The organism is Micromonospora sp. NPDC047812 (assembly GCF_040704175.1).
Classification (GTDB): domain Bacteria; phylum Actinomycetota; class Actinomycetes; order Mycobacteriales; family Micromonosporaceae; genus Micromonospora.
The window spans coordinates 110,576-127,639 of the sequence record NZ_JBEYRY010000007.1 but is presented as its reverse complement, the minus strand read 5'-3'; the positions used below and the strand labels follow the sequence as shown (position 1 = coordinate 127,639).

General features: G+C 76.9%; 14 protein-coding genes. 5 read left to right on the top strand and 9 right to left on the bottom strand.

Annotated features, from left to right (window positions below; genetic code table 11):
- Positions 1–139: 139 nt before the first annotated feature.
- The 3 genes from AB0883_RS24120 to AB0883_RS24110 form a co-directional block, all read right to left on the bottom strand.
- Positions 140–730: a pyridoxamine 5'-phosphate oxidase family protein gene (locus tag AB0883_RS24120; RefSeq protein WP_366643509.1), complete on the bottom strand. Its 591-nt coding sequence runs from the start codon at positions 728–730 to the stop codon at positions 140–142.
- A gap of 53 nt (positions 731–783) precedes the next feature.
- Positions 784–1,884 (bottom strand): winged helix DNA-binding domain-containing protein, encoded by a 1,101-nt coding sequence (locus tag AB0883_RS24115; RefSeq protein ID WP_366643508.1) that lies wholly within the window; start codon positions 1,882–1,884, stop codon positions 784–786.
- Between the two features lie 67 nt (positions 1,885–1,951).
- Positions 1,952–2,569 carry a DinB family protein gene (locus AB0883_RS24110; protein WP_366643507.1) on the bottom strand — a complete coding sequence of 206 codons (618 nt, stop codon included), beginning with the start codon at positions 2,567–2,569 and terminating at the stop codon, positions 1,952–1,954.
- Positions 2,570–2,630: 61 nt separating this feature from the next.
- On the opposite strand from AB0883_RS24110, the gene AB0883_RS24105 reads away from it, so the two are divergent.
- Positions 2,631–3,620, top strand: coding sequence for a WYL domain-containing protein (locus AB0883_RS24105; protein ID WP_366643505.1), 990 nt, complete (start codon positions 2,631–2,633; stop codon positions 3,618–3,620).
- A gap of 9 nt (positions 3,621–3,629) precedes the next feature.
- On the opposite strand, the gene AB0883_RS24100 is transcribed toward AB0883_RS24105, so the two are convergent.
- Together AB0883_RS24100 and AB0883_RS24095 are read right to left on the bottom strand one after the other, a co-directional pair.
- Positions 3,630–4,754 carry a hypothetical protein gene (locus AB0883_RS24100; protein WP_366643504.1) on the bottom strand — a complete coding sequence of 375 codons (1,125 nt, stop codon included), beginning with the start codon at positions 4,752–4,754 and terminating at the stop codon, positions 3,630–3,632.
- 166 nt (positions 4,755–4,920) lie between these two features.
- Positions 4,921–6,270 (bottom strand): MFS transporter, encoded by a 1,350-nt coding sequence (locus AB0883_RS24095; protein ID WP_366643503.1) that lies wholly within the window; start codon positions 6,268–6,270, stop codon positions 4,921–4,923.
- Positions 6,271–6,340: 70 nt separating this feature from the next.
- Here AB0883_RS24095 and AB0883_RS24090 point away from each other — a divergent pair, with 70 nt between their 5' ends.
- The 4 genes from AB0883_RS24090 to AB0883_RS24075 are packed head-to-tail and all read left to right on the top strand — an operon-like array spanning position 6,341 to position 9,718.
- Positions 6,341–6,991 carry a TetR/AcrR family transcriptional regulator gene (locus tag AB0883_RS24090; RefSeq protein WP_366643502.1) on the top strand — a complete coding sequence of 217 codons (651 nt, stop codon included), beginning with the start codon at positions 6,341–6,343 and terminating at the stop codon, positions 6,989–6,991.
- A gap of 60 nt (positions 6,992–7,051) precedes the next feature.
- Positions 7,052–8,377 (top strand): FAD-dependent oxidoreductase, encoded by a 1,326-nt coding sequence (locus tag AB0883_RS24085; RefSeq protein WP_366643501.1) that lies wholly within the window; start codon positions 7,052–7,054, stop codon positions 8,375–8,377.
- Positions 8,374–9,198, top strand: coding sequence for an SDR family oxidoreductase (locus AB0883_RS24080; protein WP_366643500.1), 825 nt, complete (start codon positions 8,374–8,376; stop codon positions 9,196–9,198). Before AB0883_RS24085 ends, AB0883_RS24080 begins: the two co-directional genes overlap by 4 nt.
- Before the next feature lie 10 nt (positions 9,199–9,208).
- Complete coding sequence (locus AB0883_RS24075) at positions 9,209–9,718, top strand: NUDIX domain-containing protein (RefSeq protein WP_366643499.1); 510 nt, start codon at positions 9,209–9,211, stop codon at positions 9,716–9,718.
- A 58-nt stretch (positions 9,719–9,776) separates the two neighbouring features.
- Here the strand turns inward: AB0883_RS24075 and AB0883_RS24070 are convergent, their stop codons facing one another.
- The 4 genes from AB0883_RS24070 to AB0883_RS24055 form a co-directional block, all read right to left on the bottom strand.
- Positions 9,777–12,002 (bottom strand): glycoside hydrolase N-terminal domain-containing protein, encoded by a 2,226-nt coding sequence (locus AB0883_RS24070; RefSeq protein WP_366643498.1) that lies wholly within the window; start codon positions 12,000–12,002, stop codon positions 9,777–9,779.
- Positions 11,999–13,057 carry a LacI family DNA-binding transcriptional regulator gene (locus tag AB0883_RS24065; protein WP_366643496.1) on the bottom strand — a complete coding sequence of 353 codons (1,059 nt, stop codon included), beginning with the start codon at positions 13,055–13,057 and terminating at the stop codon, positions 11,999–12,001. Before AB0883_RS24065 ends, AB0883_RS24070 begins: the two co-directional genes overlap by 4 nt.
- On the bottom strand, positions 13,054–15,507 hold the full coding sequence (locus AB0883_RS24060; RefSeq protein WP_366643495.1) for a glycoside hydrolase family 3 C-terminal domain-containing protein: 2,454 nt from the start codon (positions 15,505–15,507) through the stop codon (positions 13,054–13,056). The genes AB0883_RS24065 and AB0883_RS24060 overlap by 4 nt, the downstream gene beginning before the upstream one ends.
- 224 nt (positions 15,508–15,731) lie before the next feature.
- Positions 15,732–16,952 carry an ROK family transcriptional regulator gene (locus tag AB0883_RS24055; protein WP_366643494.1) on the bottom strand — a complete coding sequence of 407 codons (1,221 nt, stop codon included), beginning with the start codon at positions 16,950–16,952 and terminating at the stop codon, positions 15,732–15,734.
- Positions 16,953–17,064 lie beyond the last annotated feature (112 nt).

The following is a 17,064-nucleotide window of genomic DNA, read 5'->3' as shown; positions in this document are numbered from 1 at the left end:
CGGTGACGCGCCGACCGCGCCGCGCGGAGCGCACCCCGACCGTCGCCGCCCGCTCACCCGAAGGCCCGGCCCGCTCCTCCTCGCGGGAACGGCACAGCGACTCTTCGCGGGGGAACGGCACAGCGACGCGGCGGCCGGCTCAGGCCGCCGGGGTCGGTGGCAGCGGCAGCGGCAGGCCCGGCAGCCCGTCGATGCTGCGGGCCACGTGGTCCTTGCCGGCGAAGTAGTCGCTCAGCGACGCGTCGTCCTCCCGGGCGAAGCGCCGGGCGTGCAGGTCACGGTCGGCGTCGTAGGACATGAACGGCACCGCGTAGCCGCAGGTGTCGCGGATCAGTTCGGCGCGCACGACGATGACCGCCCGCAGGCCGTGGACGCTGGTGTCGATGTCCGGGAAGTGGCCCACCAGCTCACCCCAGCGGGGGTCGTCACGGAACACCGGCTCGCCGCGCCCGTGCACCCGCACGATGTTCGGCGGCCCGTCGAACGCGCACCACATGAGGGTGATCCGGCCGTTCTCCCGCAGGTGCGCGATCGTCTCGGCGTTGCTGCCCGCGAAGTCCAGGTAGGCCACGGTGTGCGCGTCGAGGACCGCCCACGAGCCACGCAGTCCCTTCGGCGACAGGTTGATGGTGCCGTCGCCCGACAGCGGGGCGGTGGCGGTGAAGAACAGCGGCTGCTCCTCGATGAAGCTGCGCAGCCGGCCCTCGATGCGCTCGTATGTCTTTCCCACCCCCGCATCATGGCCCCGTGCCGGTCCCTGCGCTGCCCCGGGCGGCGCGGTGCTCAGGGCGTGGACGCGGCGACGCGTACGCGGTCGCTGTCGTCGTCGGAGAGCAACGACGCCAGCGCCTGCCCCTGCTCTTCCACGGCGGCGCGCTCGGCGCGGGAGAGGCGGCGCAGCGGGGCGACGGTCACGGTGCCGGCCACGACGCTCCACGTCGCGGCGACGCGGCCGTCGACCAGGACGACGCGCTCGCCGGCGACCGACAGGCCCCGGTGGGCGTCGTCGACGATGCGGCTGCGGTCGTCGTAGCCGAGCAGCGCGTTGTCGAACGCCGGCAGGAACCGCACCGGCGCGGGCGTGTCGGCGTCGGGGCGCGGCGCGTCGGGCAGGTCCCACAGCCGCCGCCCGCGCTCGTCGCGGAAGACGACCAGCTCGTCGCGGATCGCGGCCACCGCGGCCGGCAGGCCGGCGAGGCCGCACCAGGCGCGCAGGTCGCCCGTCGAGGCCGGCCCGAATGCGGCCAGGTAGCGCCGCACGAGCGCCTCGCCGACCGGGTCGCAGCCCGGTGGGGCCGGCGGGTCGGTCTCGCGGCCCAGCCAGGAGGAGAGCAGCACGTGGCGTACGCCGGCCGTCGTGCGCCACAGCCCGCGCGGCGGCAGCTGCACCACCGGGACGAGGGCGGCGAGCAGCATCTCGCCCAGCGCCCTCGGTCCCGGTGCCGGCCACCGCCCGGCCAGGGCCCGCGCCACCTCGCCCGGCGAGCGGGGCTGGTCGTCGGCCAGCACCTCCCGGCCCGCCGCCGCGAGTTCGTCGAGGTCCACGCCGGCGAGTTCGTGACGGTAGACCCCGAGGACCCGCTGGCGCAGCATGCCGTCGTGGCGGGCCCGCCACGCCAGCGCGTCGTCGGCGGTGACCAGGTGCACGGTGCGCCGCATGAGGTGCATCCGTACCACCTGCCGGCCGGTCAGCAGGTCCGACAGCGCCGCCGGGTCGAACGCGCGCAGCCGGGACCAGAGCCCGACGAACGGCTCCTGCGGTTCCTGCGCCTGCAGGCCGCACAGGTGCGCGACGGCGTCGAGGACCGGCACGTCGGCGCGGTCGAGCAGCAGCTGCCGGGCCAGCGTGGCGCGGTTGAGCGTCCGGGTGTCGAGAACGGTCATCGGGTGCACGTCTTCCCTGCGCAGGCACGGCGTACGGGCCGGTGCGGGTGGTCGGGACGTCGGGCGCTCAGGTGGCCCGGTGCCCGTCGAGGCTCTCGCGCAGGATGTCGGCGTGCCCGGCGTGCTGGGCGGTCTCGGCGATGACGTGCATCAGCACCCCGCGTACGCTCAGCACCGCCGTCACCTCGTGCCACGGCGCCGGTGGCAGCGGGTGGGTCGCCGACAGGTCGGCGACGGCGGCGACGGTCTGCTCGGTGCGGGCGGCGACCTGCGCGTAGTGGGCGAGGATCCCGGCCAGGGTCTCGCCGGGCAGCATCCGGAAGCCGGCCTCGTGCTCGACGAGCCACTGTGGCACCTCGCGGGCCGTACCGGCCGTGATGTCGGCCCAGGTGACCCCCTCGGGCAGGTCGAAGGACATGGCCGAGGGGCCCTCGACCACGAAGCGCAGCCACGACTGCTCCATGGCCGCGACGTGCTTGATCAGCCCGCCCAGGCACAGCGCGCTGACCGTCGGGCGCTGGCCGAGCTGCTCGTCGGTGAGGCCGCGGACGGTGCCGGTCAGGGCGGACCGGGCGGTCGAGAGCGCGGCGAGCAGGTCGGCCCGCTCGGGGTCGAGGGTCGACGGGGGCGTGGCGGTGGCGGTGTCGGTCACGGTGTTCGGGTCCTTCTTGTCGTCGGTGGGCACGTGACCACGTTCGCAGTCGAAGCGGACAGGATGTGTCCGCTTCTGCGGGCACCATGGGGCAATGCCGAAAACCTCCGCGCGCCTGCTGGCGCTGCTGTCGCTGCTGCAGGCACGCCGGGACTGGCCGGGGGCGCTGCTGGCGGCGCGGTTGGACGTGAGCGCGCGCACCGTACGGCGCGACGTCGAGCGGCTGCGCGAGCTCGGCTATCCCATCGCGGCCGTCAAGGGACCCGACGGTGGCTACCGCCTCGCCGCCGGTGCGCAGCTGCCGCCGCTGCTGTTCGACGACGAGCAGGCCGTGGCCCTGGCCATCGCGTTGCAGAGCGCCACCACCGCCGGCGCCGGCATCGAGGAGGCCGCGGCGCGCGCACTGCACACGGTGCGGCAGGTCATGCCCGCCCGGCTGCGCCACCGCATCGACATCCTCCGCGTCACGGCCGTCGAGCGGTCCCCGACGCGAGCGGCCCGGCAGGTCGACAGCGGCGTGCTCATGGCGCTCGGCGCCGCCGTGCACGCCCGCGAGGTGCTGCGCTTCGACCACACCCCCGTGGCTCCGTCGGAGGCCGACGGCGACGGTGGGCTGCCTCCGCCGCGCCGGGTGCAGCCGCACCACCTCGTCACGTGGGGCGGACGCTGGTACCTGGTGGCGTGGGACCTCGACCGCGAGGACTGGCGCACCTTCCGCGCCGACCGGATCAGCCCGCGTACCCCCACGGGGCCCCGGTTCATCCCGCGTGAGCTGCCCGGGGGTGACGTGGCCGCCTTCGTCAACGACCGCTTCCGGGGCCGCGGAGGCTCCAGCGACTGGCCCTGCCGCGGGGAGGTGATCCTCGACCTGCCGGCCGCGGTGGTGTCCGGATACCTGCACGACGCGCTCGTCGAGGAACTCGGCCCGCACCGCTGCCGGCTCGTGCTGGGTTCGTGGTCGTGGGTGGGCCTGGCCGCCACCCTCGGCCGCTTCGACGTCGACATCGAGGTGGTCGGCCCGGCCGAGCTCAGGGACGCCTTCGCGCGGCTGGCCCGCCGCTACGCCGCCACCGCGGGCAGCTGACCCGGCCGTTCAGCCGGTCTCGCGGGCGCCCAGGTGGGCCAGGGCGGCGGCGAGGTTGCTGACCTGCTCGGCGAGCTGGGCCGTCCGCCGCTGCGCCTCGTCGCGGTCGGTCTCGGCGGCGCGCAGCCGTACGGTCAACTCGGCGGCGCGACCCTCGGCGGCGCTCGCGGCCTCGCGCGCGGCGGCCAGGTCGGCGCGCAGCGTGTCGTGTCGGCCGGTGAGGGCGGCCAGTTCCGCGCGGGCCTGCTCGGCGGTGGCCTCGGCGTGTCGCCGGGCGGTCTCGGCGTCCCGCTGCGTGGCCTCGGCGCGTTGCCGGGCCGTGTCGGCTTCGGCGGCGGCCGCGCGGGCGGAGTCGGCCTCGGCGCGGGCCTGTCCGGCACGCTCGCGGGCCTGTTCGGCCTCGGCGTGCAGGCGCTGGGCGCGGTCGAGGGCCTCGGTGGCGGCGCGGGTCGCCCGGTCGGCGTCGGCGCGGGCGGCGTCGCGTTCGCCGGTGAGTTCGGTGCTGCGGCGGCGTTCGGCGTCGATCTCGACGCGCAGCGCACGCAGCTCGTGGCGGGCCGTGTCGCGGTCGCGTTCGGCCTGGGTGCGCAGGGCCTCCGCGGCGCTGGCCTGCCGGCGGGCGTCGTCGCGGGCGGCCTCCGCCCGGTCGGCGCGTTCGACGGCGGCCGTGGCCCGCTCGGCGGCGCGCCGGGCCTCGTCGTGGGCGGCGTCGCGTTCGGCGGCGGCGGCCCGGGCCTCCTCGCGGGCCCGGACGGCGGCCGCGGCGGCGTCCTCGGCGTCGCGGCGGGCCTCGTCGCGTTCGGTCTGGGCCGCCGCGACCTGCGTCGCGGCGTCGGCGCGGGCCTGCGCGAGTTGGCGTTCCACCCCGACCGGGGACAGCTCGGCGTGCAGGGCGTCGGCGAGGGTCTCCGCGACCTGCTCCAGCCGGTCCACCGCCTCCCAGGTGCGGGCCACCTGACCGGGCAGGCCGGGGGCGTTGCGGTGCCGCATGCGGCTGTTGCGCGAGGCCCGTTGGCAGGCGCCGTCGTTGTCGCGGCAGTAGCGGAACGGCCGGCCGGCGCCGACGCGCTGCGGCACCTGCCGTCCGCAGTGGGCGCAGGGGCGGGTCTCGGCGGGGGTGGGCTCGGCGTCCATCGAGGGCGGAGTCTACTGCCGGGCCGGGGGGCCGCCGGCGCAGCGCCCCACGCCTGCGGGGGCTGGAGCGACCGCCCCCGGGGCCGGAGCGACCCCGGCCCGGCCGCCGCGCGGCGGACCGCGTGCGGCGCCGACGGTGCGTACTGCGCGGACCTGTGTGGGCTGCTCAGCCGGCCGTGCGGGCCGTGCGGTCCAGGGTGTAGCGGCGTTGCAGCAGCAGGGCGACGAGCATCGCCGCGGCGGGCAGCAGCCCGAAGCCCCAGCGGATCGCGGTCAGCGCGCCGTCGGGCTGCGTGACGCCCTCACCGGCGGTGGAGGCGACGAAGCCGCCTGCGGCCAGGCACAGCGAGTACGCCCACGGGCCCAGCGCCGCGCCGGTGGCCTCGGTGGCCGTCCAGACCCCGGTGTAGGTGCCGGCGGCGCCGCCGCCCGCCCGGATGACGTCGGGCACCATCGAGAACGGCAGCAGTTGCATGCCGGCGAAGGCGACGCCGAGCACCGCCACGGCGGCCACCAGCACGGGCAGCCCCGCGGGGCGGCCGACGGCGAGGACCAGCGAGCCGGCCGCGAAGGCGCCCTGGGCGCCCAGCAGCGCCCGCTGCTTGCCCACGCGGCGGGCCAACGTCAGCCAGGCCGGGGTGACCAGCAGCGCCGGGGCGACGAAGGCGGCCACCAGCACGGTGGTCAGCCCGGGGCGACCCAGCTCGTACTCGGCGTAGTAGGGCACCGCGGCCAGGACCAGGTGGGTGGTGGTGGACATGGCCAGGTACGCGGCGACCAGCCAACGGAACTGCCGGTCGCGCAGCGCCACGGCGAGCCCCCGCCAGCCGCCGCCGTGCGGTGCGGGCGTCGCGGCGGCGGCCCGGCGCAGCCGGGCGATGCCGGCCACGCCGACCAGCATGGCGGCCAGCATCCCGGCGGCCAGCAGCACACCCATCCGCTGGTAGCCGGCCCGGGTGGCGTCCTCGCCGCCGGCCAGCAGGGGTGCCAGCAGTCCGGAGGCGAGGATGCCGAGGGTCAGCACCACCATCCGGAAGGCCATCAGCCGGGTCCGCTCGTGGTAGCCGATCCGCAGGTCGGCGGGGGTGGCCAGGTAGGGGACCTGGTAGGCGGCGAAGAGCAGGTTGCCGGCGACGAAGGCGAGCGCCACCCAGGCGGCGGCCGGCGCGCCGGTGAGCGCGCCGGGCACGGCGAACAGGGTGACGAAGGCCAGCGGCAGGGCGCAGCCGAGCAGCAGCAGCCGACGCCGGTCGCCCCGGCGTGCCTGTTCGACGTCGCAGCGGTGCCCGATCCAGGGGTGCAGCAGCACGTCGGCGACCTTCGGCAGCAGCAGCGCCAGGCCGGCCAGCCAGGGGGCGACGGCCAGCACGTCGGTGAGGAAGTAGAGCAGCAGCAGGCCGGGGACCGTCACCCAGACGCCCATGCCGAGGGAACCGGCGGCGAAGCCGAGCAACGGCCCGCGCGGCAGTGCGGTGGCGGTGTCCGTGCCGGTCGGCTGCTGGTCGAGCCCGGTCATGGCGGCCTCCTCGGCGGGCACGCCGCCCGCAATCCAACGGATGCTGGATTGTAGGGGCAGAATGGCGGCCATGACCATGCCCCGCCGTCGACCCGGGCGGCCCCGCCGCGACGAGACCCGACCGACCCGGGAGGTGGTGCTCACCGCCGCGACCGCGCTGTTCGCCCGGCGGGGCTTCGACGCCGTCGGGCTGCGGGAGGTCGCGGCGGCCGCCGGCGTCGACGTGGCCACGGTCTCGCACCACACGGGTACGAAGGCGCAGCTCTACGACGCCTGCTTCGCGCGGGTCTTCGCCGCCGAGCGGGAGGCGCTCGAGGCGGCGGCCGGGCGCGCCCGACAGGCGCTCGACAGCGGGCCGGCCGAGGTCCGGGGCGCGCTGCACGACCTGGTGGACGTGTTCGTGGACTTCCTGGAGGACCGGCCGGAGACCACCGCGTTGTGGCTGCGGCGCTGGCTGGAGCCGCAACGGCACGCCGAACTCGACGAGCGGTACGCGGCCCCGCTGTACCGGCTCGTCGCCGACCTGCTCGGCGCCGCCGCGGCGGCGGGGGCGCTGACCGAGCCGACGCCGCACGTGACGGTGCGCAGCCTCGTGTGGGCGGTGCACGGGCACGTGGTGGCCCTGGCCGCCGGCGGGGGGTCGCAGGCGCGCGAGCGGCGGGAGTTCCGCGCCTTCGTGCACCGCTTCCTCGACGGGCTGTACGGGCCGGCGACGCCTTGACGTGCCGCCCGCCCCGGTCCATTATCCAACGCACGTTGGATTAACGGGAAGGAGCCGGCGATGGGCGCGCAGCCGTCCGTGGCGGTCATCGGCGCGGGGGCGGCCGGACTGGCCACCCTCAAGGCGCTCGCCGACGTCGGCGTGCCCGCCGTCTGCTTCGAGGCGGCCGACCGGGTCGGTGGCCTCTGGGTGTACGGGGCGCCCGGCTCGCCCGCGTACCGGACCCTGCACCTGAACACCAGCAAGGCGCGCACCGAGTTCGTCGACCACCCCATGCCGGCGCACTGGCCGGACTACCCCGACCACGCCCGCGTCGCCGGCTGGCTCACCGACTACGCCGACCGGTTCGGGCTGCACGACGCGGTGCGGCTGCGGCACACCGTCGACCGGGTCGAACGCGGCGGCGACGGCCGGTGGGCGGTGCACGCCGACGGACCCGACGGCGGCGTCGAGGTCAGCGTCGACGCCGTCGTCGTCGCCAACGGCCACAACCGGGTGCCCAAGCCGGCCACCCCCACCCCGCCGGGCGCCTGCACCGCCGAGCAGATGCACAGCCACGCCTACCGGGGACCCGAACAACTCGCCGGCCGGCGGGTCCTGGTCGTCGGCGGCGGCAACTCCGCCATGGACATCGCCGTGGACGCCTCGTACGCGGCCCGGCGCACCCTGCTGTCGCTGCGCCGGGGCGTCTGGGTGGTGCCGAAACACCTCCTGGGCCGCCCGTCGGACACCCTCAACGGCGCCCTGGCCCGGCGGTTGCCGTGGCGGCTGCGTCAGCGCATCACCCAGCGGCTGCTCACCGCGACCGTCGGCGCGCCCACCCGCTACGGCCTGCCCGCCCCCGCGCACGGCTTCCTGCAGGACCACCCGACGCTGTCGGACGGGCTGCTGTCCCGGCTGACCCACGGCGAGATCGAGCCCCGCCCCGGCATCGCCGCCTTCGACAGCGGACGCGTCACCTTCACCGACGGCCGCGTCGACGAGGTCGACCTGGTGATCTGGTGCACCGGCTACCGGGTGGAGATCCCGTTCCTCGACCCCGCGCTGCTCGGCGACGGGGCGGACACCCTGCCGCTGTACCGGCACGTGTTCCACCTCGACGCGCCCGGGCTGGCGTTCGTCGGGCTGATGCAGTCCACCGGCGCCGCGTTCCCGCTCGTCGAGGCGCAGGCCAAGCTGGTCGCGGCGCAGCTGTCCGGCCGCTACGCGCTGCCCGAGCCGCCCGCACAGCGCGCCGCCTGCCGGGCCGAACTGCGCGCCGCCACCGCCCGCTGGGGACAGCGCCGGCCCGCCATGCGGGTGGACTTCGACGCGTACCTGGCCGAGCTGAGGCGGGAACTGGCCGCCGGCACCCGCCGCGCCCGCGCCACCGGAGCCACGGCATGAGCGGGCTGGCGCACCGCCGGGTGCTGGTCACCGGGGCCAGCGGCACCTTCGGCCGGCACCTGTGCGCCGCGTTCACCGCCGCCGGGGCGCGGGTCGTCGGCATCGACCGCCAGGCCGGCACCGTCTGCGGCGTGGCGGTGCTCGGCTGCGACCTGACCGACCCGGCCGCCGTGCCGGCCACGGTCGCCGCCGCCGTGGACCGCCTCGGCGGGCTGGACCTGCTGGTCAACAACGCCGGCGTCGGCGGCCCCGCCCCGGCCGAGCTGGCACCGGACGCGGTGGTGCGCCAACAGCTGGAGGTGAACCTGCTCGCCGCCTGGCGGACCACTGCCGCCGCGCTGCCCGCCCTGGAGGCCGCTCGCGGCCGGGTGGTCTTCGTCGCCAGCCGGATGGCCCTGCTGCCGCTGCCGCTGGCCGCCGCGTACGGGGTCAGCAAGCGGGCCCTGGTCGCCTACGCCGACGCGCTGCGCCACGAGGTGGGCACCCACGTCGGGGTGAGCGTCGTCTACCCGAGCATGGTCGCCTCGCCGATCCACGACAGCACCGCCGACGCCGGCCTGTCCCTGCGGGGCGTGTCGCGCCCGGAGCCGGTGCAGGGGGTCGTCGCCGCGATCCTGCGCGCCGCCACCGCCCGGCGGGCACCCCGGGACGTGGCCACCACCCGGCGCGGACGCCTCGAACTGGCCCTCGCCCGGCACGCCCCCACGCTGGCCGACCGGCTCGTGCGCCGTACCGTCGCCGCCCGGGTCGCCGCCGGCGACCTGGACGCCGCGCCGCTGGCCGCCGGGATGCTGCGCCGGCACCGCGACGCCACCGGCTAGCGTGGCCGGCGTGGCCATCTCCCCGTACGTCGCCCGGCTGCGCGCCCACGTCGGTCACGACCTGCTCCTGCTGCCCGGGGTCAGCGCGGTCGTGCGCGACGACGCCGGACGGGTGCTGCTGGCCCGGCGCGTCGACAACGGCCGCTGGTCGGTGCCCGCCGGCCTCATCGACCCCGGCGAGCAACCCGCCGACGCGGTCGTGCGGGAGGTGTACGAGGAGACCGGCGTGCACGTGCGCGTCGACGGGGTCGCCGGCGTCGCCACCCACCCCGTCGTCTACCCCAACGGCGACGTCTGCGAGTACCTGAACGTGTGGTTCCGGTGCCGGGCGGTGGGCGGCGAGCCGCGCGTCAACGACGACGAGTCCACCGAGGTGGCCTGGTTCGACCCGGCCGACCTGCCGGAGATCAACGAGTGGGCGCGGCTGCGCGTCGACACCGCGCTGCGCGAGGACGCCCCCGTCTGGCACGCCGCTCCCGGCGAGCGGCATCCGGCGCTCGACCGGCCCGACGCGCTCTGACCGCCGCCCGTCGGCGCGCCCCGCCCGGGCCAGGTGTGCGAGTGCGGCCGAGCGCCGCTCATCCGGGGGCGGCGAAGGCCACCTCGGCCGGCGTCGCCGCGGCCAGCTCCACGTCCCGTCCGCCGTACGGGCTACGCACGCTGACCCGCTGCGCGACGGGGGAGCGCAGGCGGGCCCGCACCCGCCCCGGCGACCAGGACAGCTCCTCGACGGTGACGCGCCCCCGGCAGGCCACCCCGTGCAGCGCCCCGGCGTCCAGTCCCGGCAGGACGGCCGGCAGCAGCCGCAGCAGCCCCGGGCGGGACTGCACCAGCGACTCGATCAGCACCGCCGGCAGGGCGTGCGCGGCGTCGGCGTTGTACGTCACCAGGCCCGGGTTGTGCGCGCTCATCAGGGACCGGAAGAACATGTCGTTGCCGAGGATCTTCAGCAGGTTCCCGGCGGTCAGCGCGCCGTCGTGCAGCCGGGCGGCGGCCAGCGCCCGGTGCAGACTGCCGTGTGCGGAGAGGTTCTCGTCGCCGCGCAGCGTCAACGCCCGGTGCGCGGCCCGGGCCAGCTCGGGGGTGTCGTCCGGGTTGATCTCGTCCAGCGGCCACACCGGGTAGAGGTGGCTGACGTGGCGGTGGTCGTCGTCGCCGTGGTAGCCGGGCCAGGCCCACTCGGCCAGCGCTCCGCGCCCGTCCACCCGGTACGCGGGCAGCCGCTGAAGCAGCCCCGCCCACCGGTCCGAGCCGGTCACCTCGGCGGCGGTACGCAGGGCGTGCCGGGCGGCGGCGATGTCCATCGTGGCGTTCACCGCCACGTGCACGGCCCGCCCCCGCTCGTCGTACGGGCCGGTCTCCGCCGAGTACGACGGCACGACGACCACCCTGCCCGCCTCGTCGGTGACGGTGAGCAGGTCGGCGAAGAAGTCCGCCACCTCCACCAGCCAGCCGGCCACCTCCCCGAGGGGCGCACCGGTGACCAGGTGGTGCTCGTGCAGCGGGTGCAGCAGCCAGTCCGCGCCGGGCAGCCACGCGGCGAAGGGCCAGTCCTCGTGCAGGTGGAACAGGTGGCCGTGCTCGCCGTCGGTGCGGCTGGGCGCCAGCAGGCCCCGGGCCCCGTAGATGGCCCGCGCGTTGCGCCGCCAGTCGTCGACCTGGCCGCGTACCAGGTTCGCGTGCGCGGCGGTCACCTCCGGCAGGGCGCCGACGTTCGCACCGGCCAGTTGCAGGTTCAGGTTGGCGTCGGTGGTGAAGTCGCCCGCCCAGGCGGCGTCCCACGAGCCGAGCCACAGCCCGGTCAGCCGGGGCGGCAGGACGCCGCTGGAGCTGAGCAGCAGGTACCGGCCGGCGTGGAACAGCCGCTCCAGCAGGGCGGGCTGGAGCGTGCCCGGGTCGGCGTTCTGCGCCGCGAGCAACTCGCCCACGGGCCGCTGCCGCTGCGCGTCCGGCACCCGCAGGTCCAGGCCCACCCGCCGGTAGGCGCGCCCGTGCAGGGCGACGTGCCGGGCCAGCAGGGTCTCGTAGTCGTCGCCGGCGTGCGCGGCCAGCCGGTCCTCCAGGTCGCCGGTGCGCCACGGCGGCGTGTCGGGGCGGTCGAGCACGGTCATCAGCAGCGCCGGGCCGCGCACCGCCACCCGGTCGCCGCCGACGACCGCCACGTCGCCGCGCAGCAGGGTGAGCCCCTCGAAGCCGTACGCGCCGCCCGCGTCGGGGTAGCGGCCCCGCACCCGCAGGAAGACCAGATCCCCCCGGCGGTACGCGGCGGCGCCGTAGCGCACCGACTCCGGCCGGCCGGGCAGGTCCCCGCTGACGCCCACCTCGCAGGGGCCCGCGTCGACGTGGGTGACCACCAGCGCGTCGGCGCGGGAGACGAACGAGCGCCGCCGGCCGCCCGACCACTCGACGACGACCTCCCCGGTGGTGAACTCGGTGCGGCGCCGGTAGTCGTCGACCGGGCCGGGCGCGACGGCGTCGACGGTGAGGGCGAAGCCGGGGTGGAACGACTGCGTCCAGCGCAGCACGCCGTCGCCGGCGAGCAGCCGGCTGGCCTCGGCGCGCCGGCCGGCGAGGATCAGCTCACGGACGCGCGGCAGCAGGGCGGCCAGCTCGGGCGGCCGGGCGTCGCGGGTGCCGTTGGGCAGCACGAGGCGGTGGTGGTTGACGATGATGCGTTCGGCGTGCGGCCGGCCGTACACCATGATCCCGGCCTCGCCGTTGCCGGAGAGGAACGCGTCCTCCCAGCGGGCGGCGGGGGCGGTGTCGACGATGCGGTGCGCGGCGGGGGACGGCTCGCCCGTCACCGGCCGGCCCTCGCCGTCGGGGCGGGGGCGGCGGTGCTGTCGCGTACGGTCAGCCGGGGTGGCAGCAGGGTGACCTCCGGCACGGCCTCGCCGTCGAGCTTGCGCATCAGCAGCGAGACGGCCTGCGTGCCGATCTCCTCGGCGGGGACGGGCACGGCGGTGAGCATCGGGCTGGCCTGCTCGGCGAAGCGGTCGGGGCAGACGGCCACCACCGACACGTCCTGCGGCACCCGCCGGCCCAGGGCGGGCAGCGTCGCCAGCACCGGGTCCACCGCGGCCTCGTTCTGCACGATCAGCCCCGACACGTCCCGGTGGCGGTGCAGCAGGTCGGTGAGGCTGCGGCGCACGGCCACCGCCCCCTCCTCGCAGGGCAGCGCCACCGCGTCGACACCGTGGCCGGCGGCGGCCTCGATTACACCGGCGCGGGTGCGGTGCGCGAAGCCGGTGCCCCGGTCGTAGACGGCGGCGGGCGCGCCGAGCAGGGCGACGCGCCGGTGCCCCAGCCCGGCCAGGTGCGCGACGCAGGCCCACCCGGCCCGGTGGAAGTCCAGGTCCACGCAGGTCAGGCCGGTGGCGTCGGCGGGCAGGCCGATGAGCACGCTGGGCCGGGCCAGCTCCCGCAGCAGCGGCACCCGCGGGTCGTCCAGCTCCACGTCCATGACCAGGACGCCGTCGACCAGGGCGGTGGCGGCGACGCGCCGCAGGCCGGCGGGCCCCTCGTCGGAGGTGACCAGCAGCACGTCGTGGTCGAAGCGGCGGGCGGTGGTGACCACGGCCATGGCGAACTGCATCACCACGGGCACCTGCATCCCCGCGCGCAGCGGCAGGACCAGCGCGATCACGTTGGCCCGCCGGCTGGCCAGGGCCCGTGCGCCGGCGTGCGGGTGGTAGCCGAGCGTCCGGATGCTGGCCAGCACCCGGTTGCGGGTGACCTCGGAGATGGCGCGCTTGCCGCTGAGCACGTACGACACGGTGCTCACCGCGACCCCGGCGTGCCGGGCGACGTCGGCGATGGTCGGCTGCTCCGGCGACGGGCGCCCCCGCACCCCGCTCACCGGGCCCGCCCCGACGCCGGCACGGCCGCCCGGCCGTCGGTCGCCTCGTCGCCGCGTACGACGAGGGCGCCGACCAGCCGCACGTCGCGCGAGGACCGCCCGACGAGGACGGTGTGGGTGGCGTCCTCCACCACGCGACGGCCCCGCGCGGCGTCCCACCAGCTCAGCTCGGCGGTACGCAGCCGCAGCCGCACCACCTGCCGCTGCCCGGGCGCGAGGCTGATCCGGGCGAAGTCCCGCAGCTGGCGCAGCGGCTGCTTGACGCGGGAGCGGCGCTGGCGCGTGTAGAGCTGCACCACCTCCTCGCCGGGGCGGTCGCCGGCGTTGGTGACCTCGACACTCACCTCGACCTCCTCGCCGGCGGTGGCCTCGGCGACGCTCAACCGCAGGCCGGCGTAGTCGAAGCGGGTGTAGCTGAGCCCGTGGCCGAACGGGTACAGCGGATCGCCCCGGTGGTACAGGTAGGTGGCGTCGGAGCCGATCACGTCGTAGTCGAGCAGGTCGGGCAGCTCGGCGGCGTCGGCGTACCAGGTCTGGGTGAGCCGGCCGCCGGGATCGGCGTCGCCCAGCAGCACGTCGCCCAGCGCGGTGCCGTGCTCCTGGCCGCCGTGCGCGGACCACAGCACCGCCGGCACGTGCGCGCCGACCCCGCCGACGGCGTACGGGTAGCTGCTGGTCAGCACCAGCACGGTGCGCGGGTTGGCGGCGTGCACCGCCCGCAGCAGCGCCTCCTGACCGGCGGGCAGGGCCAGGTCGACGCGGTCCTCGGTCTCCCGGCCGTTGACCATCGGGTGGTTGCCCAACGCCACCACGGCCACGTCGGCGGCGGCGGCCAGGGCGGCGGCCTCGGCGGCCCCGTCGGCCAGCAGTTCCACCGTGAACCGGGTCGCGTCGCCCGGGGTCGGGGCGTCGGCGCGCAGCCGCCCGTCCGCGTCGACGGCGACGTACCGGTCGGTGGCGAGGTGGTGCAGCAGCACCGTGCCGTCGAGGCCGTCGTGGAAGCGGAAGGTCTCGCGCACCACCCAGCCGCCCGGTCCCGGGCGGTCGTTGGCGAGCGCGCCGGCCTCGTCGGCTCCGACGTGGCGGCCGTTGCCCGCGGCGCGCAGCGCCACCACGTCGCGTCCCCAGTCGAAGACGTCGAACCCGGTGGCGTCGGCGCCGACGGTCAGCGGGCCGCCGTCGGGGCTGTCGGGGCAGCCGACGTACCTCCCGCCGACGCGCAGCGCGATCCGGTCGGTGCCCGGGTGGGTGGTGACCGTGGACAGCCGCTCGGCCAGTCCCTGGTACGCGGTCACCGCGTACGGCAGGGTGCCGCTGTACCAGTCGGTGTGCACGGCGTCGGCCAGCGGGCCGAGCACGGCCACCCGCAGCCCCGCGCCGGTCAGCGGGAGCAGCCCGTCGTTGCGCAGCAGCACGATCGACTGGCGGGCGGCCTCGCGGGCCAGGTCCCGGTGCGCGGGACGGTCGACGACGTCCGGCGCGACGCCGGCGAAGGGGTCGTCGCGCGGCGGGTCCAGGTCGCCGAGGCGGACCCGGAGGGTGAGGATCCGTCGGACGGCGCGGTCCACGTCGGACACGCTGATCAGCCCCCGGTCCAGCGCCTCGGTCAGCCGCGCGACGGTCGGGGCGCTGTCGGCGTCGTCCTCGGTGAAGCTGTCGATCCCGGCGCGCAGGGCGGCGGCGAATCCGCTGGCGTGGTCGGGCAGGTGGCCCTGCACCCCGGCGATGTTGGTGACCGCGCCGGCGTCCCCGACCACCATCAGCTCCCCGGGCGCCCACCGGCGCAGCTCGCTGTCGATGAGCGGGCTCAGGTGCGCCGGCACCCCGTCGACCAGGTTGTAGGAGGCCATCACGGCGACGGCCGCGCCGGCGGCGAGTGGGGCGCGGAAGGCGGGCAGCTCGTACTCGTGCAGCACCCGGGGTGACAGGTCGCTGGAGGTGGTGGCCCGGTCGGTCTCGTTGTTGTAGGCGAGGAAGTGCTTGACCGTCGGCGCCGTACGCAGCCGGTCCGGGTGGTCGCCGCGCAGTCCCCGGGCGTACGCGGTGGCGAGCCGGCCGGTCAGCCACGGGTCCTCGGACCAGCCCTCCTCGTTGCGTCCCCAGCGGGGGTCGCGCAGCGGGTTGACCACCGGCGCCCAGACGTTGAGGCCGACCCGCTCGGGGTCGGCGTGGTGCTTGGCGCGGACCTCGTCGCCGACGGCGGCGCCGACGGCCCGGACCAGCTCGGGGTTCCAGCTGCTGGCGAGCCCGACCGCCTGCGGGAAGACGGTGGCCTTCCCGAGCCACGCCACGCCGTGCAGCGCCTCGGTGCCGGTGCGGAACGGGGGCAGGCCCAGCCGGGGCACGGGCGCCTGCCACTGGTGCAGCAGGCCGAGCTTCTCCGGCAGGGTGAGCCGGCCCAGCAGGTCGTCGACGAGGGCTTGCGGGGAGGGGGCGGGGTGTTCGGTCATGGTCGGTGTCGCCTTCCGTGGGTCCGCGTCACGACCGTGTCGAAGCGCTTCGACGAACGGCGGCGCGAGCGGCGTCGCGGTGGAGGGTGGCGGTCGCCGGCCCGGAAGCGTTGAAGCGCTTCGACGACTGCGCGAGACATGCCGCCCCGGGTGCCCGAGCCACAGGGCGGCGGTTCGAGGTTGGCACCACCGGGCCGGTCCGGTCAAGGCCCGGCGGCCCGGGGTCACGCCGCGGGGAGCCGGCCCGACTCGACGGCGGCGAGCGCGGCGGTGGCGCCGCCGAGCGCGGTGGCCGCCGAGTCCAGGGTGGAGGCGTCGAGCAGGCAGCCGCCGGCGCTCGGGGCGTGGGTCCGCGCGGCGAACTCCGTCCGGGCCGCCGGCAGCAGCCACGGGGCCAGCGTCGCGAAGTGCCCGCCGACCACCACGGCCTCGGGGTTGAGCAGGTTGGCCAGAACGGACGCGGCGTGCCCGAGCCGGCAGCCGACGTCGGCCAGTCCGGCCAGGACGGTGGGGTCGTCCTGGCGGGCCAGTGCCTGGATCCGTTCGATCTCCGGCAGGAAGTCGGTGACCGGCCCGTCCTGCTGCGTGTCGGGCAGGAGGCGGCCGACCACCGCCGGCAACCCGGCGTACGCGACCAAACAGCCGCGCCGCCCGCACGCGCAGGCGGGACCGGCCGGGTCGAGCGTCAGGTGCCCGATCTCGCCCGCGAATCCCCGACCGCCGCGCAGCAGCCGTCCGCCGGCGACGATCCCCGCGCCGACGGCGGCCCCGCCGGTGAGGTGGACCAGGTGGGCGGCCCCGGCGTACGCGCCGTGGCGGTGCTCGGCCAGGACGGCGAGGTTGGCGTCGGTGTCGACGTCGACGGTGAGGCCGGGCTCGCGCAGTGCGGCGCGCAGGTCGGCGGCGAGGGCCACGTCCCGCCAGCCCAGCGCGGTGGCCCGGGGGACGGCGCCGTCGGCGTCGACGAGGCCGGGCACGCCCACGGTCAGGCCCAGGACGCGGCGGTCCTGCCCGGTCAGCCGGGTGATCGCCCGCCGGGCCAGGGCCGCCAGCGCGCGGACCGTCTCGGCGGGGGAGGACGACGGCGCGGCGAAGGCACGCCGCCAGGTGAGCAGCCGGGTGCCGGCCAGGTCGACGGCGACCACCACCAGTTCGTCGGCGGCGATCTGCATGCCCAGGGCCGCGTACGGGGCGCCGTCGAGGACGAGCATGGTCGCGGGGCGTCCGACCCGGTTCTCGGTCAGCCCGGTCTCGCGCAGCAGCCGCCGCTCGATCAGCTCGCCGACCAGGCTGGACACCGTGGCCTTGTTCAACCCGGTGTGCGCCGCGATGTCGGCCCGGGAGCAGGGGGCGTGCCGGCGGACGTGCCGCAGCACGACGGCCCGGTTGGCCGTCCGGACGTCGCCGAGGTCGCTCGGCCGCGGTTCGTTGTGGCTGCTGATCACGATCTGTCCGCTCCCTGGGCGACGGTGCGCGATCCCGGTGGTGCCGCGCGCCCCATCATCGCGTACGTCGCCGGGGCCGCTGTCTTGTGGGACGGATCACCGTCGATTAGTT